Here is a 22,443-nt window from a genome sequence, read left to right on the forward strand (position 1 = left end):
CATGGTTAGGTATAGGTTTGGTTTAGAGTTGATGACCCATCCGGCTATCAGAGCTCAATTCCGTAATTTGTTTTTTCTTGTACAGCCTTAAAAATAAAATCGACCAACGGTGAGGTTTGGTATCTAAAAAACATTAAAGAGTCGCTATATTAATATTCTCATTCAGTTCTGTCATGACGAAGGAACGATGGAAGGTAACCGTACCTTCCAAGCTGGACCTTATTGCCTTTATTGGACGAATTAGAGATGTCTTACTGTCTGAGTTTATAACCTTAAGTATATGAAAAAGAGGTATTGGAACTATCTCAATAGGATTTGCCGCTCATGCTGTGATCTCTGCAGTGGTTAGATGTATCAATCCTAAACCTATGGAAATCATTGCTGATTCGTCTTGTTCGGGCAAGAATATGCTGAGAATTGAGCTTACTTTAAGAATTGTCAAAAATGCAGACGCAAAGCGGGTCAGCTTGACTCTGAAGCCGCCTTGTTGAAAACCCCAATTTCTCATTTTAGTCATTGTTCAAGTCTGAACAGATTTTGTTCAGACTTGAACAATAGAAGTGTGACTAGAAGGCCTTTGCTTCATTTTTTGGACGTTTTTTCATTTGGCAAACTATTTGTTCTACAGAATTTGAATAAATAGATAATTGTGAGAAAAACATACATTGGAGAGCTAGAAGAAGTTGTTCTACTTACAGTCGCCATACTACAGGAAGGGGCATATGGAGTGGCCATTACTCAATACATAGACACGCAGTTAGAACGTAAACTTAGCATCAGTGCGGTACATGCTACTTTGCATCGCCTTTCGGAAAAAGGATATGTCAATTCCAGTATGGGAGGTGCAACTTCCGAACGTGGCGGAAGAAGAAAAAGGTATTTCAAAGTAACTACGGCGGGAAGCCGTGTACTGAATGAAATCCAGGACGCCAGAAGTCTGCTCTGGAGTCAGGTTCCACCAAACATTTTGGCAACATGAAGCGATCATCCCTTCCCCCAAAATGGATAAACTCCTTACTCACCAAAGTTTGTAAACCCGAACTTCTCGAGGAGATCGAGGGAGACCTTTTGGAATATTATCAGCTATGGGTCGAAAAATATGGGTCGAAAAAGGCAAACAGGCTTTATGTATTCCATGCTATAAAGTTCTTGCGGCCTTTTGCAATCAAAAAATCAAAGTCACACAGCTCAAATTCACTAACTATGTTAAGACATTCACTTCTTTTATCATTTAGAAATTTCAAACGTTACAAGAGTTCCTTTTTGATTAACCTGATTGGACTTTCCTGTGGGCTGGCCTGTACTTTATTCATTTATCTATGGGTGAATGATGAACTAAGTGTTGACAAATTTCATGAGCATGAAGGACAACTGTATAAGGTCATTGAACATGTGAAATTCGATGGTTCTGGTGTTACGACCTGGAAAGAAACTTCTGGCCCAATGGCTAAAGCGTTGAGAGAAGAAATGCCTGAGGTTGAATTTGCTGTCGCCGTTATTCCTGGTTCCTGGTTTGGAAAGACTTCACTTTCTGTTGGAGAACATGACATTAAGGCGAATGCCTATTATGTTGAGAAGGATTTTTTCAATATTTTCTCCTATGAACTGATATCAGGGAATAAGGACCAGGTACTATCCGATATAAATTCAATCGTCCTGTCTGAAAAATTGGCTCTGACCCTGTTCAACACTACTGAGAATGTTATTGGTAAAACAGTGGAGTTTGAACAAGAACGGCAATTTCAAGTTTCTGGCATTTTTGAAAACATTCCTTCCAATTCAACGGCTCAATTCGATTTTGTCTTGTCCTTTGAATTGTTAAAGGATAAACCTTTGGGCGTAGATAGTTGGGGCAATTTAGGACCTCAGGTTTACGCGGTGTTAAAAAAAGGAACTCTTATTGACAATCTAAATAAGAAAGTAGGCATGATTATTAAAAACATGTATAAAGAGTCTACGCGAACCCCAAGCTTAATACCCTATTCTCAGGATTATCTTCGCGGTACCTATGAATATGGAATTCAGATCGGGGGTAGAATCGAATATGTGAGATTATTCTCTATTGTTGCCCTGTTCATTTTGTCTATAGCTTGTATAAATTTTATGAATCTGTCTACGGCCAGGGCTTCCCGAAGAGTAAAAGAAATCGGAGTAAAGAAAGCCATGGGGGCCAATCGTATGGCGTTCGTTTTTCAATTTCTCACCGAGTCGATTTTTATAACCGGCTTAGCCTTGGTAGTTGCTCTTTTGTTAGTCATTCTTTTACTTCCACAGTTCAATGAGGTTATAGGAAAGCAATTGGCGCTGGAATTAAATGCAAACCTTGTTTTTAGAGCTTTCGCAATCGTTTTGTGTACAGGACTCATGGCCGGGAGCTATCCTGCACTTTACCTATCCAGTTTTAATATCATCAATGCATTGAAAGGAAAGCTAAGTAGTTCTATTGGGGAGCTCTGGACTCGGAAAGGATTAGTTATCATTCAATTTACACTTTCTATCATATTGATTCTATCCGTGTTGGTAGTTTATAAGCAGATTGGGTTTGTGCAAAATCGAAATCTTGGTTACGACAAGGACAACATTGTGCATTTTAAGGTAGAAGGAACAATCAAAAAACAGTTGGAATCTTTTGTATTTGAATTGAAAAAGATACCAGGTATAGTCAATGCTTCGAGTACTACCCATGATATGGTAGGCCATAACTGGTCGGTTGGTATAGATTGGGAAGGAAGGGATTCAGACAAGCCGATCTCATTTCAAGTTGTTGGAGTAGACTATGACTTGATAGAAACCCTGGAAATGGAAATAACCACAGGACATAGTTTTAGTAAAGACTTTGGGTCTGATAGCAAAGGCATTATTTTTAATGAAACAGCTATAAAAGCTATGGGTCTTTCCGATCCCATTGGTAAGACCATAAGGTTTATGGGGGAGAAAAAAATCATCGGAACAGTTAAGGACTTTCACTTTAAATCACTGCACGAAACTGTTGAGCCATTGTTTTTAGTTATGATGCCTGAAGCAGTTAAAAAAGTAATGGTTAGGATTGAGGCTGGAAGGGAGCGTGAAGCCATTGAAAAAATACGGGCTTTCTATGAAAACTTTAATCCGGGATTTCCCTTTGAGTATCAATTTTTAAATGAAGATTATGCGACACTGTATGCCTCGGAACAGCGTGTTGCGACATTATCCAAATATTTTGCTGCTATAGCCATTATGATTTCTTGTCTGGGATTATTCGGTCTTGCTGCCTTTAGTGCCGAAAGAAGGATGAAAGAAATTGGCGTTCGAAAAACATTGGGTTCAAGTGTATTTGGCATAGTAAGGCTACTGTCTGAAGATTTTACTAAAATGGTGATCTTTTCAATTACCATTGCTTTGCCGATCAGTTATCTAGTGGCCAAAGAATGGTTGGACAGTTTTGCCTATCGCATCGCCCTGGAATGGTGGTATTTTGCTTTTGCAGGTTTGTCCGCACTTCTTATTGCCTGGCTGACTGTAGGTTTCCAAACCTATAATGCTGCCAGAATCAATCCAGTGAAGTGTTTAAGAGATGAATAAAATTCAAAACTATATTGATCTTCCAAATGGCTAAACCTATTCCACATGACACGTATGCGAGGCCAATAATAACTCCTTAATGAACGCATAAATTGTTTTTAAGGACTCCCCTTTCTAAGCGGACAAAGAACTGACAAAAGCATGTCGATTCTCATCATTTTCTCATTTTAGATAGGAAAAAAACAGGAAACCCTCCCCACTTTTAAAAAAGTGGAAAGGAATGAGAAAAACAACCGTGGCTTAGCCGTAAATTCTGATGACGAAATAGTTCGATACGCTTTTGTGCAATATATAACCCACTGAATAGAGTAACCCAGCGAACCTTTTAGAAGTAAATTGAAAGTGAGAAACTGACATGTTATTACATTTCTGGCGCCTGAAGAGTACCATAATAAATTACCTTTCGCAGTCAAACTAAATTTCAGCCCTGATAGTTCTATCAATTATTCATACTTTACAATACAAAAGACACAGTTAGACGGTTTTCTATCTTATGCTCATAATTTGATAATCATTATAGTCCTTAATTGTAATTCAATAAATCAGCAGAATGTCCAATATGATCTTAACTTTTGTTATCAAATCTTTCAAATCAATGAAATCAACCCTATCCACTCTGATTATAACCATAGTTTTATCACATACTACTTTCGGGCAAACCTTGGATGAGTTAAGCGAAAAGGTCATGGAATCTTATTCCAAAGGAGACTATGAAAATGCTTTGTATTATGGCGAAAAGAGTGTAGCGCAAGTGGAAAAAGAATTTGGAAAAGAACACGAAGATTACCCTATAGCTGTCCGTAATTTGGCTCTATTTAATAGGTTATTGGGTCACTATGCAGACGCCGAATCTCTTTATCAGGAAAGTATTCAAATAATAAAAGAAAGACTAGGCGAAAACCACCTGAATTACGCTGTCTCCGTTAATGGCTTAGCCATATTATACCAGGAAATGGGTCGTTATATTGAGGCAGAAACTTTGTATAAAAAGAGTAGTGAAATACGAATAAAACTATTAGGAAAAAATCACCTTGGCTATGCGAAATCGCTTAATAGTTTGGCTACGTTATATCTCAAAATGAAACGATATAAAGAGTCAGAGGGGTTGCATCTGAAAAGCATAGAAATAAAAAAAAACATATTAAGTGAAGATGACCTCAGCTATGCTTTCTCCATTATTAATTTAGGGTACTTGTATCAATTAATGGGGCATTACGAGAAAGCCGAGAAAATGCTCAAACAAGGTTTAGAAATACGAAAGAAGAGCCTGGGCACAAATCATAATTTGTATGCGGTTTCTCAAAACAATTTAGCCCTACTTTATAGAGAAACGGGGCGATATACTGAGGCAGAGGTTTTATACAAAGAGAGTATTAAAATATTTAAGGATCAATTGGGTAAAAAACATTCAAGGCATACCACAGCTCAGGTTAATTTGGTGATGTTGTATCAAGGCATTGGAGATTTGTCTAAAGCGGAACCTTTGTTTCTGGAAGCCATTGACAATAGACTGAACCAAATGGATTTGAATTTCCCATCGATGAGTGAGAAAGAAAAAAGACAATTTTGGAAAACTATAACCAATGATTTTCAACTTTTCAATTCTTTTGTGGCAGAAACAATTGAGAATGAGCACGTAAAGAATCTAACAGGTCAGATGTACAACAACCAGTTGGCCATAAAAGGAATTCTACTCAATGAAATTTCCAAAATAAAAAAGGCAGTTACGCACAGTGAAGATACTGCTCTGATCAACTTGTATAATGAATGGAAAACTAAAAGAGACAACTTAAGTAGAGCGTATTCATTATCCATAAAACAAAGGGAACAACAAAACATTAATATTCCAGAAATCCAGCAATCAATCAATAACCTGGAAAAGAAATTATCTTTAAAATCAAAGGCTTTTGCAAACGCGAATAAACGCTTTACCTGGAAGGAAGTCCAACGACAGCTTAAACCCAAAGAAGCAGCAATTGAAATCGTACGATTCAGGTGGTATAATAAAAATTGGACGGACACTGTTTATTATGCTGCTTTGATTGTTACTCCTGAAATCGCGGATCAACCAGAAATGGTCTTACTAGAAAATGGAAATGAACTGGAAAATAATTGTTTAAACTACTACAGAAACTCGCTCAAGAAATTATCTGTGGATGAACAATCATACATTCATTATTGGCAACCTATTCAAGATAAACTTGAAGGAATAAAGAAAGTCTATTTTTCTGCAGATGGTGTTTACAATCTTATCAATTTAAATACACTTTTGAAGCCCCAACTGAATACTTATGTGCTTGACGAAATAGACATACAATTAGTCACAACTACCAAGGATATTGTTGAATTCGCATCGTCCCCATCTGCTGTCCCAAAGAGTAGCTTAACTGCTCACTTATTTGGAAATCCTTCTTACAACCTCGCATACGACCAGTACCAACAAGTGATGGATGTTAATAAAAACACCTCTAGAACACGCGGCATTGAAAGCTTTGATGAAACATTACCCCTTGGAGAATTTATCCCTCTGGCTAGAACTGAACAAGAAATTAATAATATTCATCAACTACTAAGAACTAATGATTGGAAAACGACAACCTACCTGGGAACTGAGGCCCTGGAGGAGCGTGTGAAAGAATTGAATAGCCCAACGTTGTTGCATATAGCCACTCATGGTTATTTCAAATCAGTGGAGAATAAAAATGGAGTAGAAATTAAGGGAAATTCGGACGAGTCTTCAATGCTAAACTCAGGATTGATATTAGCAGGGGTTACCAATTATTATGAGTCTGAGGAAAAACCTCTAATAGAAGATGGAATTCTTACCGCTTATGAGAGCACAACATTGAATTTGGATAGTACAGAACTGGTTGTGCTTTCCGCTTGCGACACGGGCTTAGGTGAGTTAAGTCACGGAGAAGGAGTTTATGGACTTCAGAGAGGACTAAAGGTAGCAGGAGCCAATAGTGTAATGATGAGTTTGTGGAAAGTAAATGATGAGATCACTCAAGAATTGATGACCCAATTTTATAAAGAATGGCTAAAAAATGGAGATAAACTCAAAGCTTTTAGAGTAGCCCAACAAAAAATTAAAAACAAACATCCACATCCGTATTACTGGGGAGTTTTTGTACTTGTCGGGGATAATACGCTTATTGAGACAGAAGCTAGAATAAACGGTGTTATCTTTTCATTGGCTGGGTCCTTTATCGTGATATTAGTGGGGTTTGCAGTACAAAAGTTTCGAAACAATCAATTCAGCTAGTTTTTGATAAGCCGCTGCAATGCTGGATTTGAAAACATGTAACCCAATTATGCTTAAAAGATCATTTAGCCCCAACCCCATCAACGATAGCTCAATTCAATTTTACAAAAGCGAATGGGGTAGTACAAATGATGGCAGCGACTAGGGAATTAGTTAGCTATTTCATCAAGCAATTGCGATGCCTCTTGATACTTATACTCGCCAATTTCAATTTCCCTTAATATCTGAACTGCTTGCTCGTTACTATTCATTTTTAGATAGCAAAGAGAAAGATACCATTGCGCGTAGGGCTTCTGATCTGTTTGAAGCAACTCTTTAAAAATGCTTTCTGATTTTTCCTGTCTATTGGCGGCTAAATAGGATATCCCGAGATAAATTTTTTCTTTGTTGTTTAGCAAATTCATATTTTCAAATTCGGTAAACGCTTTTTCATATTCAGCATTACTGTAATGGAACATTGCCATTGATCCGTCAGATGCTGATCTGTGTGATATGAAGTTTGTGTAAGGCTCAAAGTATTGATCAAATAGGCTTTTACCTGGAGTAAGTAGATATACCGTACTTATTATAATCGTAATAGATGCGGCTATTCCAGCCCATCTCCATGATGATAATTTTATTATTTTGGTCGCCTTATTTTTTTTATCAAAAATGGCACTCATTTCGTTTTTAATAGCAACTACTTTCAAAGCATTAACACTCTCTTTATAGAGGTCAAACTGACTTTGGAGTTCTGGCTCCGTAGCTAACATTTTTTCAAATTCCATTTGACTCTCCTCGGAAATATCATTGTTGATATATCCATCAAATTTTTCGATGAGTTCCTGATTAATTTTCATTCTACGAAATCTTTAATGGCCAATTTTTTTTTGCTTATTAGTTGCATTAAATGTTTCATGCATCTCAACTTCTTGTTTTTAGTTGCTTGAATACTCCCAAGCCCAAAGAGTCTTTGTATTTCCTCCATACTTTTGGATTCAAAATAAAATGCCTTTAAAACTCTTTGACAATCCGGATTTAATTCGTTGATGATTTTCTCCAATCTTTGTAAACTGACATATTCATTTTTTACATCCTCTACTTCTACTTCGCCTAAGATATCGACTTCAGTAATCTTACTATTCTTTCTGATTTTCATCAGCCATAGGTTCTTGCATATGGAGTAGGTATAAGTATTTAAAGAAGCCTCCTTCTTAAATTTATTTTGTAATACATTCTGAAACACAATGGCTATTCCATCTTGAAAAACATCTTGTGCGTCTTCCTCCGAGCCGGAATTATTTAGCACAAAGCTTTTTATAGATTTAAAACAGGTATCATAAAGATATTCTAAAGCCTTATTTCTCTTCTTATAGTCATTTGAGCGGATTTTACTTAACAGTGTCTCATCAGGTATTGGCAAGAGTCGGTTTGTTTATTGGTTGATTTTAAATCGCAGAAGTCATCAAAAGTAAAAAAAAAATGATAATGATGATGACCTCGACAATTTTCATGCAACAAACACCTGTATTTGAAATTAGGAAGAATGAAAAAACAATACCAACTTATACTTTTATTTATCTCCATTGGGAACCTTAATCTATTGGGACAAGGGATGCCTGAGGTAATACCACCTTCACCCAATTCGGCATCTTTGGGAGAATATGGTAATATCCCTGTTGATAAATCCAGCGGGACACCCAATATATCCATACCGTTATACAACATACAAGTAGATGATATCAGTGTTCCCATTTCGATATCCTTCCATGCTTCAGGTCACAAAGTAGGCAGTCGTGCCAGTTGGGTTGGACTCGGATGGAGTCTGAATGCAGGTGGAGTAGTGACTCGGTCTATGAGAGGTAGACCAGATGAAAGCGGCTTTTTTTATAATATGTCAAATATAAAAAGCTGGGAGGACGATGGTCTAATGCCTTGGGTCTGGCTTGATCATACAGGAAATGATCCTGCAGTAATTGATTTGAAGCATAAGATGTTTAGCTACTATGCTCAAAGTTTTGACGTTCAGGCAGACATTTTTTATTACAACTTTCCAGGTGGGGCAGGCAAGTTCATGTTCAACCATGACGAGTCCATCACGCAATTTCCTTATCAAGATCTCAAAATAGTACCTACAGGTGTAGCTTTTTCCCAAAATGTCACCACCGGTGAGATCGGAGGTTTTGCTATCTCAGATATGAACGGAATACAATACAGTTTTGGTGAGGAAGAAGTGACAACGGTGAATTACCCCATTTCAAATACTGGTATTCCTAAAGATACATATCATTCAAGCTGGTACTTGACATCCATGTTTTCAAAGCGTAGCGGAAAGACTGTCTATTTTGGATATTCGGGAGGCATTAGCTTGGTGGATGATGTGGTGACTTCAGATTCTTATGTGGAGAGCATAAGCATGACTGGATCGGATCATTCAGTTGACCCCCAAAGTAGCACATCATTACCAGTGACTTTAGCAAAGTACGTAGACAATATTGTTTGGGAAGGCGGTAAGATTATTTTTTATAAGAGTTCTAATAGAGAAGATTTTCCAATAGGCGGACAACGACTCGATTCAGTCAAAGTACTTGACGTCAATGACCATGTGATCAAGTTCTTTGTTTTCGAGTATGACTATTTCTCAATTGGATCAGAAGCTGCTGATAAACATTTGAAATTGATCAGTGTAACCGAACGATCAGTAGATGGAGAGACGAACAAACCTCCACATTCGTTTGAATACATTGATGGTGTACCTTCCAGAACTTCCAAGGCGATGGATCATTTTGGGTACTACAATGCACAAGTCAATAATTTCACCTTGGTCCCATCTTTTGAGAATATCAACAATGTGACGGTGAACCTCGCAAATCGAGAACCCGGAAATGCCACTTCAAAAGTAGGCATGCTCAAAAGAATCATCTACCCTACCGGAGGCTCTTCGGAATTCGAGTATGAAGCACATGAATACACTACTGGTTCATCAAGTATTCCCTTTAATCAACTGGCCACTCGGGTAAGAGACGTGAGTGCTGAAAAATGTGATGTAAATGGCTTATTGTATTATGTAGGAGTTAATGGGTTAGAAGGGTTTCATTGTGAAGAAGTTCAGTCAGATACCATCACCATTCCAAGCAATGCGAGAGCTAATAAGGTAGAAGTTACCGTTGGGTATGATCCGAATAATGCGCCAGCTATCACTCCTGGAGCACAAGACTTTTATGTAAAAATATACCTGGTCGAAGGTGCAACAGAGACGTTAGTATTTAGTCACGAATACCTAAGCGATTTTTCTATAAATGATCTTTTGATAAATGGAGGAGTTTATAGAATAGAAACAAAGACCGATGTGCTCGGCACACGAATTCGTGGAAGAATAACCGCGTGGTATGACGACACTTCGATAGCAACAGTTTACCCTTCAGTATATACAGGCGGTATTAGGATTGCTAAAATAGGACATTACTCAGGCGATGGAAGATATAGAAAAATCAATTACGAGTACAATTTAGAATCAAATACACTCCAATCAAGTGGTATTAAGCTGTCTAAAGAACCCAGTTATTATTCTACCTATGAAAAATTCATAAACGGTACCGTTGGAGGTCAACGTATTATACAACATTCTGCCAGCCCCAGCGGGTTACTAGGACATCTCAACGGTTCCCATATTATATATAAGGAAGTTGTGGAAAAAGAGAGTGGCAACGGATATAAAAGAACTGTTTTCAGCGCACAAACTGACGAACTCACACCATTTAACTTATACAGTCCTTCGAGCGCCGAAAGTGTCTCTTCTTTTTGGAAAAGGGGCCTTTTGCTAAAGGAAAAATCATTCGATGAATCAGGGAATGTCATTCAACAGATTGAGAATCATTACTCATACATTAAAAAGGATACTTCTCTATCGTTTGTTTTCGAACCTCATACGCTTCCGGGGATTGTGAAATGGAGTAAATATAGATATGCATTCAATAGACAAGTGTCAGGTTGGGCCCGGTTGGACAGCACGGTAGAAACTTACGCTGACCATACAAAAGACTTGATTAAGAAGACTCACTATGGTTATGAACCTGACATTGCACTTATTCTACCCACATCAATGGAATATGAACTCGGCAGCGCATTGGATTACAAAGAAACCACCACCTACCTTAATGATAGGATCAATCATGTGATTAGTCCGGTGACAGAAAAACGTGTGTTTAATGAAAACGATCAACTGCTTTATTTGAATAAGAGCATTTACAATTCGAATTTCAAGTTGACCAACTCTCAGGTTTTCAATGCTTCCAATGAACTCACCAAAGAAGTGGTTTTCTCGAATTTCAATGGATTGAAACCATCTTTTGTTCAGGAGTCAAATGGTATCAATACGGTGTACCTCTGGAGCTATGGCAAGTCTTATCCAATAGCAAAAATCCTAAACGCGACGTATAGCGAGGTGGAGACGGCAGTTGGAGCAGTATTCATAGCGGATTTAGCCGCTGACAACCAACAATCTGTGATTGACACAAAGCTGACCACTTTGAGAGCAATTGTAGACAGTAACCTACCCGCTGCTCAGCTAACAACTTATACCTATAAACATGGCGTCGGCATGACATCAGTCACTGACCCCAATGACCGGACAACAACCTATGAATACGACAAATTCAATCGTCTGAAAAATGTATTCGATCAAAAGGGCAACCTTATTAAAGCAAATAAATACCACTATATCAATCAATAAAATGAATCGATTAAACAAAAAAAACTATTTATTAGTCTTACTAATATTTATCTGTGGTGTTTCATTTGGACAGCTTCCGCCTCCATCGGGTGGCGGAAGTGGAGGTAGCATATTTGGACATACAGCAGTTTGTCAGTCCACGGCTTACAATTACGCCTCTACGTCAAACAATGGACCATATATCTGGACTGTTGATGGAGGATATATTGATGGTCCTTCGAATGGTAGTGGAATATCAGTAGTATGGACCAATACTACTTCAGGAAGCATAAATGTCTCTCATGGTAGTGGTTCTGCTAATTTAAATGTAGTCATTACCGGTAAAGTCTCAGGAGGCGTTAGTGGTACCTCATCAATATGTTATAACACATCCACTACCTTAACGACTGGAGTCAGCTCAATCGTACGCTGGGAAAAATCTACGAATGGAGGGTCTACATGGTCCACAATAAGTCATACAGCAGCTAGTTACAATACAGGAAATCTAATAACCACAACACAATACAAGGTAATCTACAGTTCAGGAGGTTGTGCAGAGAGAGAAACATCTCCAAAAACGGTATCTGTAAGTAGTGCTTTAGTAGCAGGCTCAATTTCGGGAGGAAAAAGTATCAATTATGATTCGCCCGGAGGGACATTAGGCAATACGGCCAGTGGCAGTGGAGGATCTACCTATCAATGGCAAAAACAAGAATCCGGACAAGCTGGCTTTAGTAACATCTCAGGTGCAACCGGATCTACTTATAACCCAGGCCATGTCACCATTACAACGAGTTACAGAAGAGCGTACTCTGGTAGCTGCGGTACAGTATATTCTAATACGCAAACGATCTCGGTGAACGTAGTTCCGGGGTTTGGAGGTAATGGCATCTTTGGTAGAGAAGCAGTTTGTCAGTCCTCCGCATACAATTATGCGGCAATGTCTAATAGCGGTCCTTACATATGGACAGTTTCAGGAGGCCATATCAATGGCTCATCGAGTGGCAGTGGAATCTCAGTAACCTGGACCCATCCTACTTCTGGAAGCCTTCACCTGTCTTATGATAACGGCAATGGTTCAGCTAATATGAATGTAAATATTACGAGTAAAGTATCAGGAGGTATCAATGGAACTTCAACCCTATGTTACAATACGGGGACTACATTAACTACAACAGTAGGATCTATAGTCCGCTGGGAAAAATCTACGAACGGAGGATCCACTTGGTCTGCGATAAATAATACCACTGGTAGTTACCCTACAGGAAATTTAACAGCAACAACAAAATACAGAGTGATCTATAACTCCGGTAGTTGTGCGGAAAGAGAAACAGGAATAAAAACAATAGCGATTGATAATCCTATGACTCCGGGCTCAATTTCTGGTAGTAAAAGTATTAGCTATAATACTTCCGGAGGAACCATGGGCAATTCGCAAAGTGGTAGCGGAGGTCATGGAACATCAACCTATCAATGGCAAAAACAAGAGGTTGGACAATCAGGTTTCAGCAACATATCAGGAGCTACCTCTTCTACCTATGGACCCGGTAATGTTACGATTACAACGAACTATAGAAGGGGGTATTCAAATAGTTGCGGAACAATTTATTCAAACACACAAACGATTACCGTCAATGTAATTCCAGGATTTGGTGGTAATGGCATCTTTGGTAGAGAAGCAGTTTGCCAATCTACTGCTTATAACTACGCAGCAATGTCTGATACCGGGCCTTACCTATGGACAATTTCAGGAGGTCATATCAATGGTTCATCGAGCGGTAGTGGAATCTCAGTAATCTGGACCAATGGCACAACAGGAAGCCTTCACCTGTCTTATGATAATGGCAATGGTTCAGCCAATATGAGTGTGAATATTACGAGTAAAGTATCAGGAGGCATCAGCGGTACTTCAACCCTATGTTACGATACGGGGACTACATTAACTACAACAGTAGGATCAATAGTCCGCTGGGAAAAATCAACCAATGGAGGATCTACCTGGTCTGCGATAAATAATACCACTGGCAGTTACCCTACAGGAAATTTAACTACAACAACAAAATACAGGGTGATCTATAACTCCGGTAGTTGTGCGGAAAGAGAAACAGGAGTAAAAACGATAACTGTGAGCAATGTTCTTGCACCAGGAATAATCAATGGAACTCAAACGATTAATTACAATACGTCAGCCAGCACATTAGGCAATCATACAAGTGCGAGCGGCGGTCATGGAACATCAACCTATCAATGGCAGAAAAAGGAGGAAGGAGAAGGTGGCTTTACCAATATTCTCGGGGCAACCGCAGCAAATTACAATCCTGGAAATGTTACGATTACAACGCACTATAGAAGAGGTTATACTAATAGCTGTGGAACGATCTATTCAAATGAACAATCGGTTGTCATCAATGTAATTCCGGGGAACGATATTTTTGGACAAGACAGTGTGTGCCAACTTAGTACGTATAATTATGCAGCCATGTCAGCCACCGGCCCCTATATTTGGACGGTTTCGGGAGGTTATATTGATGGCCCATCAGGAGGAAGTCAAATATCAGTAGTTTGGACCCATGCTACTTCTGGAAGCCTTCATGTATCTTATGATAACGGCAATGGTTCAGCAAACCTAAATGTAAATATTGGCCTCAAAGTAAACGGAAACATTGGTGGAGAATCCAATATATGTTATAACACTTCGACAAACTTAACAACCGCAGTAACCCCTATAGTTCGTTGGGAAAAATCAACCAGTGGAGGATCGACCTGGTCACAGATAAACCATATCGCAGGTAGTTATCCAACGGGGAATTTAACGAATACAACACTGTACAAAGTGATCTCCGGCGGGGTTTGCTCAGAAGCAGAAACAGCAGTACATACAGTAAATGTAGATGCCCTGACCGTTCCGGGAACACTTTCAGGTGGAGATGAAGCTTTTGGCGAAAAAAGTGGAACACTCAACTTAGAAGGAGAAACCGGAGCTGTTATGAGATGGGAAAAGAAAGAAGCTGGAGGAAACTGGCAAACCGTTTCCAATACGACTACTACCCTAACCTATGCCAATGTAACGACTACCACTGAATACAGAGCCATTGTGAAAAATGGTGACTGCTCCGAACTGGAATCAGGGATAGCCACTGTTACCATTTATGACATACCAACCATAAACATCACAGGAGATACAGAAATACACTTCGGAGACAGTGTGATACTGAGTACAAATTCAGGGTATTATTCTTATCAATGGATCAAAGACGGAGTCGATCTCTCAGGCAAAACAACGACTGATCTAGTGGTCAGAATTCCCGCTTCTTACAAATTAAGAGTAGAAGCTACCAATGGAGGAATCACCTATACCACCGAAGAGGTTACGGTGACCGAAGCGATTGTCAATCAAAACAGAAATTATATCACTACTATTGATATATATAAACCTGAGATCGCCCATCAAGACCAACTCTTTGACTTGAATGCTGAAGACTTGCAGGTAACCACCGCCTACTTTGATGGTTTAGGAAGAACCATACAATCTGTATCCCTGGGAAGCTCACCAAATGGAAAAGATGTCGTTCAACCTGTCGTATACGATCAATACGGCAGACAAACAAAGAATTATCTACCCTATGTAAAAGACGAACGGACCGGGACATTTATTGATAATGTAGTAGACACACCTGCTCAACAATATACAGGAAGCCTACATCAGCTGTTTTATCAAAATGAAATAAACGTTGCCACTGACAATCGTCCTTTCAGCGAAACGGTATATGAAGCCTCTCCACTGAATAGAATAGATAAACAATATGGCCCTGGTGAAGACTGGAAAAAGGCAGGAATAGATAGGCCGATCAGTTACACATATGAAGTCAACAATATTACTGATAGCGTAAAACTGTGGGTACTTACTGCAAATATGCCAGTAACAACCGCCAATTATGAGGCGGGTGAACTTTACAAAAATGTGACTACAGACGAAGAAACTCATCAAGTGATCGAGTTTACAGATAAGCTCGGAAGAACAGTCCTTAAACGCGTGGAAGCTCCTGATACAGACAACCATGCGGTCACCAAAGAATGGGCAGACACTTACTACGTGTACGATGACTTTGGCAACCTGCGATTTGTATTGCCACCAGAAGCGATCAATAATCTTGATCAATACAATAATTAATAAGCCAGTCTATAAAGAACATATACAGATGAGAAACTTATACATATTATCACTAGTTGTTAGTTTATTGGCAATTGGCAAAAATTCTAAGGCCCAATCACCATCTAATGACGAGAAAATCAATGCTCAAGAGCTAACTCAAAAAAACAACTGGTGCAGTGCTTCGGGTGCTTATACGACCACAGCTGCCACTGGTAGTCTAAGTGGCACCTGCGATGGCAGTATCTATAAGGATGTATGGTTTAAATTCCAGGCCCAGACTCCATTTATCGATATAGGTTTGACCATGGTAGGTTTGCGTTACGGTACCATAGTTTTACAGGACGCTGGTGGTGTTGAGGTAGGATGTAAAGCCGGCTCGAGTAGTGGAATAGTTGAATATATTGGTGAAGCATTGACCGTAGGTGATTGGTACTATGTTTCTATAGGTAGCGGACGTTCTAGCAACTCATATAATGGTACTTTCACCCTCTGTGTCAATGACCAGGCACCATTTGATTATAAGGTTGGAGCAGTTGAGTTAACAAATTTGAACAGCTGGTGTAGTACGACCAATGAATATACTACAGTTGGAGCCACAGGTAGCTCTACCATGAGTTGTGATGGCAGTAATTACGATGATGTCTGGTTCAAGTTCCAAGCCCAGACCGAGTTTATAGCTATCGATTTAACACAAGGCACGATAGATTATTCCAGACTTGCTTTACAAGATAGTCAGGGCAATGAGATCGGTTGTGCATCAAGTAACTATGGTTATGGGACAACCATATCAATAGTAGAAGAATCCTTGGTGATTGGTGAATGGTATTATATTTCAGTTGGAGACCGGTCATCAGCCTCTATCTATAATGGTACTTTCACCCTCTGTGTCAATGACCAGATACCATTTGATTATAAGGCAGGAGCAATTGAGTTAACAAATTTGAACAATTGGTGCAGTGATACCAACGCATACACCAATGTAGGAGCCACAGGTAGCTCTATTATTAGTTGTGATGGCAGCAATTATGACGATGTTTGGTTCAAGTTTCAAGCCCAGACCGAGTTTATAGCAATCGATTTAACACAAGGCACGATAGATTATTCCAGACTTGTTTTACAAGACAGTCAGGGCAATGAGGTTGGTTGTGCATCCAGTAATTATAGTAGCGGGATTACAATATCAATAGTGGAAGAATCCTTAATTATTGGTGAATGGTATTATATATCAGTTGGAGACCGGTCATCAGCCACTATCTACAACGGTACTTTCACACTCTGCGTCAATGACCAGGCACCATTTGATTATAAGGTCGGAGCAGTTGAACTTACAAGTTTGAACAATTGGTGTAGCGGCACAAACGAGTACAGTACAGAAAATGCTACAGGGACATTAAGCGCAAGTTGTGATGCGAGTATGTACAATGATGTTTGGTTTAAGTTCACTGCTCAATCAACAGATGTGGACATCAGCATGACCCCGGGCACATTAGGCAATGCCAAACTAGTTTTGCAAGATGTTCAGGGCAGCGAGATTGCTTGTAAGGAAGCTGGGAATCTATCAATAGTTTCTACAAATCTATCTATAGGTGCGGTATACTATTTGGCTGTTGCTAGTAATTATTCGAGCGGGAGTGATCGAGGTACATTTTCTTTATGCATTGATAACCAGAATGGTGACACACCAGATTATTTAGAAATCTCGGCCCTCAAAGACCTTTACGAAAGTACTAACGGAGCTACCGATTGGACTGATAAGTCTGGCTGGCCGACTAGTGAAGCTGAATGGAATACCATCACCAATGTGAATCAAACAACTGGTTGGAAAGGAGTCTCAGTAGTAGCAGAAGATATCACCGGAATAGATTTACCCGGCAACAATCTAACAGGTACATTACCAACGGCTATAGGCGATTTGAAAAAGTTACAGTATATCTATATGAATGATAACGCCATTGCAGGATCAATACCAGCCAGCATAGGGAATCTAAAGGCACTCTTATATTTAATTCTAAATGGAAATAGCCTTGATGACCAACTACCGGATGAATTGGGTGATTTGGAGTCATTGAAGAGTTTATACCTTCATGATAATTTATTTAGTGGAACGCTTCCTACCACCCTAGGCAACTTATCCAATCTTCAACTTTTATATATCCGCGGTGGAACCATCTCTGGAATTATCCCTTCCAGTTTTACTAATTTAACAGCATTGAGATTGTTGTTTATTGCTAATTGTGATATTGGAGGAGAGTTACCCGCCTTTTTAGGAGACTTGTCCGAACTGTATTACATCTACATTGGCCAAACCAATGTAGTTGGTAGTATTCCTGATCACTGGCAGAACCTTAACAAACTACAACACCTTTATCTATTCAGTAATCCTGGTGTGACAGGCAATGTCCCCGATTGGTTGGGAAACTTAAGTGGAATGGTTACCATTCATTTGGGAAACAACTCTATGATAGGCTCCATCCCAGAATCTTTAACCAATTTATCAGATTTACGATATCTCTATTTACATAAAAATCAATTGACCGGAAAAATCCCGGAAAATATAGGAAATTTAACAAATCTTGTAAACCTCTATTTATCCGATAATCAGCTTACTGGAAATATCCCTACTTCCTTAGGTAATGCTTCGAAATTACAATATCTATACGTGCAAAATAATCAATTGACAGGTGCCCTTCCTACCTCATTGAGTAATTTGACCTCTTTGAAGAACTTTCATGCTTATGGAAATAACCTAACTGAAGATATAGGGGTTGATTTCAATATGATGCCTTCATTGGTTTCTATGTACTTATATGACAATAAGTTCTCTTCCATCCCCAATTTGAGTACACATACCAATGCGGCTAACCTGAACTTTAAAATAGAGAACAACAACATCCCCTATGCAGATATAGAAAACAATCTGACAGGAACAAACACACATAATTTCAAAACCTTTACTTATTCAAACCAATCAAACAACAACCCTACCTATCCCCAAGAAGACCTGTTAGAAGGCACTCAATTGGTGATCGACACCCATGATGCCAGCACCAACAATACCTACTTGTGGGAAAAACGCAATGCCAGCGGTACGACATGGACAGATATAACGGCTCAAAACGAACATGTGACTGGGGATAAATATGTGAAAGTGATCACAGCTACCGAATCAGTAATCTACCGCTATACCATTACCAATGGTGTTGTAAATCAGACAAAGGTTTCAAACGAAATGAAAATTATTACGATCAATCCCAAACAAGTTTTCTTAAACCAATGGACCTTCCAATACAAATACGATCAGCGTCAGCGCATGACTGAAAAACAAGTGCCAGGAGCTGGAGTAGTATACATGGTCTATGACAACAGAGACCGATTGGTACTGACCCAAGATGCTAACCAGCGAGAACCTTCGACAGGCTCAGGGCGAGAATGGATCTTCACCAAGTACGATGTACTGAATCGTCCGGTGATGACAGGAATCTATATTCACACCTCATCAGTGGATCAGGTGCAAATGCAGGCTTATGTCAACAATGAGTTGGCCACAGGAAACGCTTTATGGTATGAATCAAGTGGGAATATTCACGGATACAATAATGCTTCATTTCCGAGCGCAACCAACGAATCAAACTACCTGACCGTCACCTACTACGACAACTACGACTTTAAAAACAATTGGCCAGCCGTCTACAACTATGATTTCACTCAACTCACCTGCCAAACTACCAATGACACCTACTGCTTTGAAAATACCGAATCCCTGAGAGTCAAAGGCCAAGTGACAGGCAGCAAAGTGAAGAACTTAGATGACAACACCTGGCTGAACAGCGTGAGCTACTACGACGATCGTTATAGAGTTACTCAAACGATCACGGCCGACCAAAAAGGAGGCTTTGACCGAGCGAGTAATTTGTATGACTTTGTGGGCAAAGTGTTGCAATCCAAAACAGTACACGATAATGGTACCCAGACTTATGATATCCTTAGAACGTTTGACTATGACCACGCTGGTCGATTGTTGAGTGTTGCTCACCAAATTAACAGCGACCCAGCAGTGACTATACTGGCCAACGAATACAACGAATTGGGCGAACTCATCACCAAGAAGCTCAACAAAGAGGGCAATGATGAATTCAGTCAGGAAATCAACTATCAATACAATATCCGAGGCTGGCTGACCCATATCAACGATCCGGCGGTAGCTGATGCCACCAAATACTTTGCCATGGCACTCAATTATACAGATGCAGCTAACCCACAGTATAATGGAAACATAGGAGCTACCCGTTGGAAAAACCCATTCGAAGGAAATTCCAATCGTTATGACTACACCTATGATCCACTGAACAGGCTGAAATCTGCTGCCTATACCCATGGAGAAACGAATGGCATGGACTATGATGTATCCAACATAGACTATGATGCCAATGGTAACATTTTGGCCCTGGAAAGAACAGGTGATCAGATCGTGACCGCTGGGGCTAATATTCCGGCACAGGTTATAGATGACCTAAGCTACGAGTATAGCGGGAATCAACTGACCAAAGTCACCGATGTCTCAGGCCTTGACATGGGATTTAAAGACGGAGCCAATACCAATGAAGAATACCGCTATGATGCCAATGGCAATATGATCAGCGACGCCAACAAGGGCATTGCTAATATCGAATACAATCACTTGAACCTACCGAGTAAGGTGACTAAAGAGGATGGTCAATACATCAAGTATATCTATGATGCAGCGGGGATCAAACTCACACAAGAAGTCTATGATGGCACCAGCCCTGATCCTACGAAGGTAACCAATTATACAGGAGAGTTTATCTATGAGAACGATACCCTTCAGATCATTCAACATGAAGAAGGAAGGATTGTGGCTGTTCCAGAAGTTCCCGGACCTCCCGAACCTGTTCAGGGACTGGGATCTGGAACTCAAACTTTTGATTACCAATACCATCTGAAAGATCACTTGGGCAATGTGAGAGCTACATTTAAGACAGAAAGTGATGTAGAGTCCTCAGAAGCCACCTTTGAATCGGCAGTGGCAGCCAATGAAACGAGTTACTTCTCAGGTTATGATGGCATGCGAAAGATTACCGCCGATCTGTTCAACAATACGCCTGGGGGAAATACCAGCATACGACTAAATGGTTCAGCCACAGAAAGAGAAGGTTTGGGCAAGTCGCTGATGGTGAAGCCAGGAGATCAAATAGATATGGAAGTCTATGCCAAGTACTATGATCCTGCCGATGTATCAGGCTGGACCAATGTAGTGAATACAGCCGTGGTCAACTCGATTTTGGCCAATGCCACCGGAGTGGTCACTCCTGATGCAGGAGGCATAGGCGAAGCAGCGTTTCCATTTGCAGACTGGACTGGCAAAGACAACCCAACTGGAGCTCCCAAAGCCTACCTGAATTATATGGTTTTTGATAACAATTTCAAACTGATAGCCGATCAATCAGGCTTTAAGCAGATATCATCAGCGGCGAAAGAAAACGGCTCTGATGTAGATCATGAGCACTTGAGTCATTCGATCACTATTCAACAAGCGGGATATATCTATGTGTATTTATCCAATGAACAGGATGCAACCGCCTCATACGATGTGTTCTTTGACGATTTTAGCGTGGTGCAGCATCACACACCAATTGTGCAGAAGGATGATTATTATCCTTTTGGGCTGACTTTTAATAACGGGTATAAACGAGCGGCTGGTAAGAAAAATGGTTTCTTGTATAATGGGAAGGAGTTACAAGATGAATTGGATTTAGGGTGGATGGATTATGGAGCACGGATGTATATGCCTGAGATTGGAAGGTGGAATAGCGTTGACAAGAAAGTTGATGCTTATGCGTCATTTAGTCCATATAATTATGTACTTGGCAATCCTATTGCTAATACAGACATAAATGGTGAATGGACTGTAACAAGACATCACAATATGACTTTAAATGCACTATCTCTTGCAGGAATTGGCGGGAAACAAGCAGAAATGATAGCTCATTATACTTCAGTCTACGCTGACAATCCAGGAAAACATTTGCAAATTAACAATATGGTTCACCCTCTTAATCAGTTGAGTTATAAGGACAATGAGGGATATCTCTATTCTGAAACTGCAAATTCTCAGGTAACGGCTTGGAGAGGTAAAGGATATAACTATAATGTATGGCACTCAATGAGGTCACCTTGGGAGAAGAAACAATACAATGCACGAAAAGGAGGTATATCTGCTCAAGGTGCGATGACAAGGGGTATGAGGGCTGGCTGGAATAAAGTTTTTGAATCAGCAAGTAGAGGTAAACTAAGTGAGCTTAAAAAAAATAGCGTTGGTATACAACAATTTGGTCAAGGGGTGCATGCTTTACAAGATGCCTATGCTCATGAGGGTATATCAATTGAAGAACATGAACTTTTTGATTCAAAAACCATCAATGATAGAACAGGTGATACTAGTCAAGCAGTAGAAATCAGCACATCTGCAGTGATGGTTCACAGTATTATAAGTGGCGATTCGGATACCTTTAACAATATGCTTAAAAAAGGAAATAACTCACTTGATTTAAAAGGCATTTCGGGAGGTAATCTGATGCGGTTGAATAGTGAAATTAGAAAAAATGGCGGGAAAATGCAGTTCAATTGGGATACAGGAAAATATGATATTAATTAAAAAGCAGTACCCTAGGTTTAGTGCTAGCGATCCCCACTATTCGACATTTGGAATGTCGAATGTATATCATAGGATTTTTAATCCGATAAATGAAGAATACC

General features: G+C 39.7%; 8 protein-coding genes. 6 read left to right on the plus strand and 2 right to left on the minus strand.

From position 1 onward, the window contains the following. The first annotated feature begins 649 nt into the window (after positions 1-649). The 3 genes from ABJD64_RS17050 to ABJD64_RS17060 all read left to right on the plus strand — a co-directional run bounded on the left by ABJD64_RS17050 (position 650) and on the right by ABJD64_RS17060 (position 6,826). Positions 650-979, plus strand: a complete 330-nt coding sequence (locus ABJD64_RS17050) for a PadR family transcriptional regulator (RefSeq protein ID WP_348181792.1) — start codon at positions 650-652, stop codon at positions 977-979. Next, positions 976-3,561: an ABC transporter permease gene (locus tag ABJD64_RS17055; protein ID WP_348181793.1), complete on the plus strand. Its 2,586-nt coding sequence runs from the start codon at positions 976-978 to the stop codon at positions 3,559-3,561. Before ABJD64_RS17050 ends, ABJD64_RS17055 begins: the two co-directional genes overlap by 4 nt. A 595-nt stretch (positions 3,562-4,156) precedes the next feature. Continuing rightward, complete coding sequence (locus ABJD64_RS17060; RefSeq protein ID WP_348181794.1) at positions 4,157-6,826, plus strand: CHAT domain-containing tetratricopeptide repeat protein; 2,670 nt, start codon at positions 4,157-4,159, stop codon at positions 6,824-6,826. A gap of 149 nt (positions 6,827-6,975) precedes the next feature. On the opposite strand, the gene ABJD64_RS17065 is transcribed toward ABJD64_RS17060, so the two are convergent. Both ABJD64_RS17065 and ABJD64_RS17070 read right to left on the minus strand, forming a co-directional pair. Next, complete coding sequence (locus ABJD64_RS17065; protein WP_348181795.1) at positions 6,976-7,665, minus strand: hypothetical protein; 690 nt, start codon at positions 7,663-7,665, stop codon at positions 6,976-6,978. Next, the gene (locus ABJD64_RS17070; protein WP_348181796.1) at positions 7,662-8,228 is read right to left on the minus strand and encodes a sigma-70 family RNA polymerase sigma factor; all 567 of its coding nucleotides are present in this window, start codon (positions 8,226-8,228) and stop codon (positions 7,662-7,664) included. Before ABJD64_RS17070 ends, ABJD64_RS17065 begins: the two co-directional genes overlap by 4 nt. A gap of 123 nt (positions 8,229-8,351) precedes the next feature. Here ABJD64_RS17070 and ABJD64_RS17075 point away from each other — a divergent pair, with 123 nt between their 5' ends. The 3 genes from ABJD64_RS17075 to ABJD64_RS17085 are packed head-to-tail and all read left to right on the plus strand — an operon-like array spanning position 8,352 to position 22,342. Further along, positions 8,352-11,537, plus strand: a complete 3,186-nt coding sequence (locus tag ABJD64_RS17075; protein ID WP_348181797.1) for an RHS repeat domain-containing protein — start codon at positions 8,352-8,354, stop codon at positions 11,535-11,537. Between the two features lies 1 nt (position 11,538). Beyond that, positions 11,539-15,687 carry a DUF6443 domain-containing protein gene (locus ABJD64_RS17080; protein ID WP_348181798.1) on the plus strand — a complete coding sequence of 1,383 codons (4,149 nt, stop codon included), beginning with the start codon at positions 11,539-11,541 and terminating at the stop codon, positions 15,685-15,687. 28 nt (positions 15,688-15,715) lie between these two features. Beyond that, a complete protein-coding gene (locus ABJD64_RS17085; RefSeq protein WP_348181799.1) occupies positions 15,716-22,342 on the plus strand; it encodes an RHS repeat-associated core domain-containing protein in 6,627 nt (2,208 codons plus the stop codon). Positions 22,343-22,443: the final 101 nt, after the last annotated feature.

It is taken from the genome of Reichenbachiella sp., from assembly GCF_039944555.1.
GTDB lineage: Bacteria > Bacteroidota > Bacteroidia > Cytophagales > Cyclobacteriaceae > Reichenbachiella.

What these genes read in the sequence shown, in the direction of transcription:
- ABJD64_RS17055 (WP_348181793.1), top strand. Translation starts at nt 976, where the DNA reads ATGAAGCGATCATCCCTTCCCCCAAAATGGATAAACTCCTTACTCACC.
- ABJD64_RS17060 (WP_348181794.1), top strand. Translation starts at nt 4,157, where the DNA reads ATGAAATCAACCCTATCCACTCTGATTATAACCATAGTTTTATCACAT.
- ABJD64_RS17065 (WP_348181795.1), bottom strand. Translation starts at nt 7,665, where the DNA reads ATGAAAATTAATCAGGAACTCATCGAAAAATTTGATGGATATATCAAC.
- ABJD64_RS17075 (WP_348181797.1), top strand. Translation starts at nt 8,352, where the DNA reads ATGAAAAAACAATACCAACTTATACTTTTATTTATCTCCATTGGGAAC.
- ABJD64_RS17080 (WP_348181798.1), top strand. Translation starts at nt 11,539, where the DNA reads ATGAATCGATTAAACAAAAAAAACTATTTATTAGTCTTACTAATATTT.
- ABJD64_RS17085 (WP_348181799.1), top strand. Translation starts at nt 15,716, where the DNA reads ATGAGAAACTTATACATATTATCACTAGTTGTTAGTTTATTGGCAATT.